We start from the raw sequence: 5,214 nt of genomic DNA on the forward strand, positions 1-5,214 counted from the left end.
TCAATACAGAAAGCATAAGAGCTTCCGATAGCTAGATGGTTAGAGGCGTGTTCGTCGAATAGGGTGTTGTAGAATAGAATATTCGATTCAGAAATAGGTGAATGGAAGGGTACGAGTGCAACTTCGCCAAGGTAGTGGGAGCCTTCGTCGGTTTCAACCAATTGCTTAAGGATTTCTTCGCCTTGTTCGGCTTTGACGTCAACAATGCGCCCCTCTTTAAAGGTAATGCTGAAGTGGTTGATAATATTCCCACTGTAACTAAGTGGTTTAGTACTCGTAACGGTTCCGTTTACACCTGTTTTTAATGGAACCGTGAACACTTCTTCGGTCGGCATATTCGCCATGAAGGAATGTCCTTTTTCATTAATGCTGCCAGCGCCAACCCAGAGATGTTTTTCTGGAAGTTCAATGGTTAAATCAGTGCCAGGTGCGGTATAATGCAGCTTTTGATAATTTTTTTCATTTAGGTAGTCCACTTTTTCATGGAGTGTTTCATCATGTTTTTTCCATGCTTCTACTGGTTGGTCTACATCAGCTCTTGTAGCGGTGAAGATTGCATCCCAAAGCTTTTCTATTCTATTTTCTTCTGCTTCATCTGGGAAGACTTTATCTGCCCAAGCTTGCGATGGGACTGCTACGATTGACCAGCTGATTTTATCTGATTGCATATATTGACGCCATTTCTTCAATGCCATTCCGGAAGCCTTTTGGGAATTGGCAATGCGTTCCCTTTTGACGTTTTTTAATAAATCAGGACTGCTGGAAATGACGGATAAGAAAGCTGCTCCATTTTCGGATAGCTCAATGGTTTCTTTAGCACGCCATTCGGGATATTCGTTGAAAATTTCATCAGGAGCCAATTCAAATTTGGTTCGATTAACGATATCATCATTCCAATTCACGATTACGTTACGGGCTCCAATTTCATAGGCTTTTCTGACTATAATACGAACAAGCTCTGCCCCTTCAAGTGTCGTGTTTACAACTAGAGTCTGCCCAGGTTGTACATTGACGCCAACTTTAACGGCAAGTTCTGCATAATTTTCTAAATTCTCTTTAAAACGATTCATAGTTAAATATCCCCTTTCAAAATCATCTATTTTATTGTAGCTATAAATTCAGAAAAAAGAAACTTTTTCAACTGTTTTCCTTTTTTATGGTGTGAAAAGTGCTGTTTTGTCATTTTTTAAAGAAAAGTATCTATTTATATGTGTTTTTTACATAATAAATAAATCAAATGGCACAGGGGGGAAGTGTAAAAAATTGGTATAATGACAGCGTACAGGTTTCCTAGCCCGCAACTTCCCATTATAGGAGGTATGTCGGTTATGCTGAAAAAGCAAAAGAACCCGCGTATTACCAAAAAAGCAGCCGAGGCTTATAAAACAAAATGTGAAGGATATTCACTGGTTATAAGAGCATGGATGCCGGCTATCTTATTAGTTATCGTAATTACGGCAGTCATCCTGCTCGCGTCATTAGGAATTGATCCTACGGTAATGATGCCGGTGTTGTCAATTCTGGGTAAATAGACAGTAAGAATAGTCAGCACGTTTTTTATACAAACCTCCCGTCGCACAATTCACTGGAAACCTGTGTATTCATAAGGAGATTGCAAGAATTATACGGATGCAAGAGGCAACGCCGAAGGGATTTGCCAATCCACCTGTCAATCGCTTTACTCGCCGGGGCTAGGATGTATAAGGCAAGCTTTCTTCTATGATCGGGTTGATTATAAATAAGAAAACGGAGACAGCTGCCACTGTCTCCGTTTTCTTATGGACTTTTAAAGCAGAAGCGAAGGGTATTTTTTTCCTTTATGGAAGAAAGATTCCTGCCCGCCTCGGCATGCTCGAAAGCAAAAGTATACCCTTTATTAGTATATCACTGGTCAAGACTTTTTAAACATTACATTCTTTACAAAATATTGGAAATATGAGAATCTAATTTGAAATACCTCATCTTGGTTGACAGCTTGTTAAGGATGGTTCATTGTTGCCTAACTATAAGAATATCTGTGTCAAATAGTTAAAAGTAGTGTACCTCAAAACCTCTTTGTTAATAGGATAAACAAGAGAGATGTGACTCGATGGTTAAAATGATTGTTACCCTAACATAGATTATGCCGTTGAGAAAATGTAAATAAAGAAGGGGGGCAATCCCGCGTGAAAGATCTCATTAATCAGCTGAAACCAGAATTAAATGATGTATTTGTACATTTACATCAAATTCCGGAAATTGGTTGGCTGGAGCATAACACAACCGCCTATATAGCTGACTTTTTATATAAAAAGGGGTTTAGGGTACGGACATTTACTGACTGTACAGGATTATTTGTAGAAGTCGGTGAAGGCGATTTATGCGTTGCGGTTCGGACTGATATTGATGCATTATGGCAGGAAGTGGATGGGGAGTTTAAGGCAAACCATTCTTGTGGTCATGATGCACATATGACGATGGTCATTGGGACGATGCTGCTGATGCAGAAACTGGGTTTTCCCTCGGATATTCGTTTTAAATTCATTTTTCAGCCGGCAGAAGAAAAGGGCGGCGGAGCGCTTAAACTGATTGATCTAGGAATAATGGATGATGTGAATTTCTTATATGGTGTACATCTTCGTCCTATACAAGAAATGGCGGATGGGTTTGCTTCGCCGGCAATCTATCACGGTGCCTCTAGATTTATTGAAGGCAGAATTATTGGTGAAGATGCTCATGGTGCTCGTCCGCATCTTGGACATAATGCAATAGAAATTGGGGCTAAATTGATTCAGGAAATACAAGGCATACATCTTGATCCAATGGTACCTTACTCTGCAAAATTAACTAGATTTCTAGCAGGAGGCAGTTCAGGTAATATCATTCCCGGCAAGGCAGCATTTAGTATCGATGTCAGGGCTCAAAACAATCAAACCATTGAAGCACTTTATTCCAAAATTGAAGCCATAGCAGATTCACTTTCAAGACTACATGATGTAAAGATACCTCTTGAAATAATGGGGAACACTGCTTCAGCCCGCGTATGTGCTGCGGCAAAAGAATCGATGAAATCAGCTATTATAGATACGATTGGAAAAGAAAAACTGATCGACCCAGTGGTCACTTCCGGCGGGGAAGATTTTCATTTTTATACGTTAAAACGGCCCGGTATTCAGGCTACAATGCTTGGACTTGGCTGCGGTCTCACACCGGGCCTGCACCATCCACAGATGATATTTAATCATGAAGCTATGTATACTGGAATTGAAATTCTGACAAAAACGGTAATTAATACAGTCAAAGCTCATCAAGTAAATGCGAAAAAAACACGTTAACTGAAATAGTTAACGTGCTTTTTTCTGTTTTATAAATCCTAATCAACCTAAGTTAATCCACACACTTTTCACTTCAGTGTAGTTATTAAGTGCATAGGAGCCCATTTCACGACCCATACCGGATTGCTTGTATCCGCCAAATGGTGAAGCGGCATCAAAGGCATTGTAGCAGTTAACCCATACAGTACCGGCGCGAAGCTTGCTTGCTACATAATGGGCATTGGAAATATCGCGCGTCCAAAGGCCGGCAGCCAGACCATAGTCACTTTCGTTTGCCCGTTTAATCACTTCATCTAAATCATCATAAGGCATTGCAGCGATAACCGGCCCAAAGATTTCTTCTTTTGCAATCGTCATTTCATCATTGACGGCAGCAAAAATTGTTGGTGATACAAAGTAACCATCGTCTTGTGGTTTGCTTCCGCCGACGAGTACTTCTGCACCTTCACTAATGCCTTTTTCAATGTAATTCAACACTCGATTTTGCTGTTCTTGAGATACAAGCGGCCCAATTTGTGTGTTTGGATCAAGACCAGCACCTTGTTTAATGTTCTTCGCATGGGAAGCCATATCAGCGACGACATTATCATAGTGTTTTTTCTGTATAAAGACGCGGGAACCAGCACAGCAAACTTGTCCTTGGTTAAACATAACTCCGTTCAATGCACCTGGGATGGCTTTTGAGAAATCCGCATCTGGGAGAATGATATTAGGTGATTTTCCGCCAAGCTCTAGTGTCACCCTTTTTAGAGAGTAAGCCGCAGAACGCATGATAGATTTTCCAACTTCAGTTGAACCAGTGAAGGCAATTTTATTGACTTGTGGATGATCGACAAGTGCTTGCCCAGCTGTTTCACCGAATCCTGGCACAATATTAATGACTCCATCAGGGAAGCCGGCTTCCTGAATAAGCTCTGCCAAGTAAAGAGCAGATAGTGGAGTTTGTTCAGCTGGTTTTAAAACCACTGTACATCCTGTGGCCAGTGCTGCACCAAGTTTCCACATTGCCATGAGTAAAGGGAAGTTCCAAGGAATGATTTGACCAACAACGCCAACTGCTTCGTGACGTGTGTAGTTAAAGTAATTGCCGGCAACAGGAATCGTTTGACCAACGATTTTTGTAGACCAGCCAGCATAATATCTCATATGTTCAACAGCGAGCGGAACATCTGCGTTTGTCGTTTCACTAATAGGCTTTCCATTATCAAGTGTTTCTAATTGAGCGAGTTCGGTTTTATTTGCTTCCATAAGATCAGCAAGTTTATACATTAATCTACTACGCGAAGCAGCACTCATTTTAGACCAATCACCTTCATCAAAGGCTTTCCGTGCTGCTTTAACCGCTAAATCAATATCTGCTTTATCTGCTTCATATACATCAGCAAGTACTTCCCCTGTCGCAGGGTTGGGAGTGGAAAAGGTTTTTCCTGAGGCGCTCTCAACGAATTTACCATTAATAAAGAGTTTCTTAGGACCTTTTAAAAACTGCTGTACCTTCTCATTGACTTCTAACGTAAGATTTGTCATGAATACCCTCCTCGAATTTTAGCTGGATAGATGAGTAAATCTTGGTGTATGTAATGAATGAAAGCGTTTTCTCAACCTTGTTAATCATACCTAAATTGATACTGGTTTTCAATAAACAAATACCAACACGATTCTTACATACTATAGGAAATTGTCGAATTGGGTAAAATAGACTGGGTTATGAGTATGAGAGGTAAGTGGATTCGAAGGAAAACTAGACATAAAAAAAGACAGATATTGTATCTGAAGTTTAGTTATGGTACATTTATAGGTAATGGAAAAATATATACTTATCCTAATTTACATTATATATCAATGGAAAGTAGATGTCAATATATTTTATAAAAAGGAGTGGTTTGATGGCGGACTGGGA

At 40.1% G+C, this 5,214-nt stretch carries 4 protein-coding genes; 2 read left to right on the plus strand and 2 right to left on the minus strand.

What is annotated here, in order from left to right; translation table 11 throughout:
- Positions 1-1,070 (minus strand): aminopeptidase (locus tag AC52RT_RS00425; protein WP_495538928.1); only part of this gene is annotated, 1,070 nt, incomplete at its 3' end.
- A gap of 258 nt (positions 1,071-1,328) precedes the next feature.
- Here AC52RT_RS00425 and AC52RT_RS00430 point away from each other — a divergent pair.
- Together AC52RT_RS00430 and AC52RT_RS00435 are read left to right on the plus strand one after the other, a co-directional pair.
- On the plus strand, positions 1,329-1,532 hold the full coding sequence (locus tag AC52RT_RS00430) for a hypothetical protein (protein ID WP_040374945.1): 204 nt from the start codon (positions 1,329-1,331) through the stop codon (positions 1,530-1,532).
- 633 nt (positions 1,533-2,165) lie between these two features.
- The gene (locus tag AC52RT_RS00435) at positions 2,166-3,314 is read left to right on the plus strand and encodes a M20 peptidase aminoacylase family protein (RefSeq protein ID WP_495538929.1); all 1,149 of its coding nucleotides are present in this window, start codon (positions 2,166-2,168) and stop codon (positions 3,312-3,314) included.
- Positions 3,315-3,356: 42 nt separating this feature from the next.
- On the opposite strand, the gene AC52RT_RS00440 is transcribed toward AC52RT_RS00435, so the two are convergent.
- Positions 3,357-4,841 carry an aldehyde dehydrogenase family protein gene (locus AC52RT_RS00440; RefSeq protein WP_495538930.1) on the minus strand — a complete coding sequence of 495 codons (1,485 nt, stop codon included), beginning with the start codon at positions 4,839-4,841 and terminating at the stop codon, positions 3,357-3,359.
- Positions 4,842-5,214 lie beyond the last annotated feature (373 nt).

This window comes from Peribacillus sp., from assembly GCF_059453735.1.

Excerpts from the sequence above, each read along its gene's own strand:
- AC52RT_RS00430 (WP_040374945.1), top strand. The coding sequence starts at position 1,329 with ATGCTGAAAAAGCAAAAGAACCCGCGTATTACCAAAAAAGCAGCCGAG.
- AC52RT_RS00440 (WP_495538930.1), bottom strand. The coding sequence starts at position 4,841 with ATGACAAATCTTACGTTAGAAGTCAATGAGAAGGTACAGCAGTTTTTA.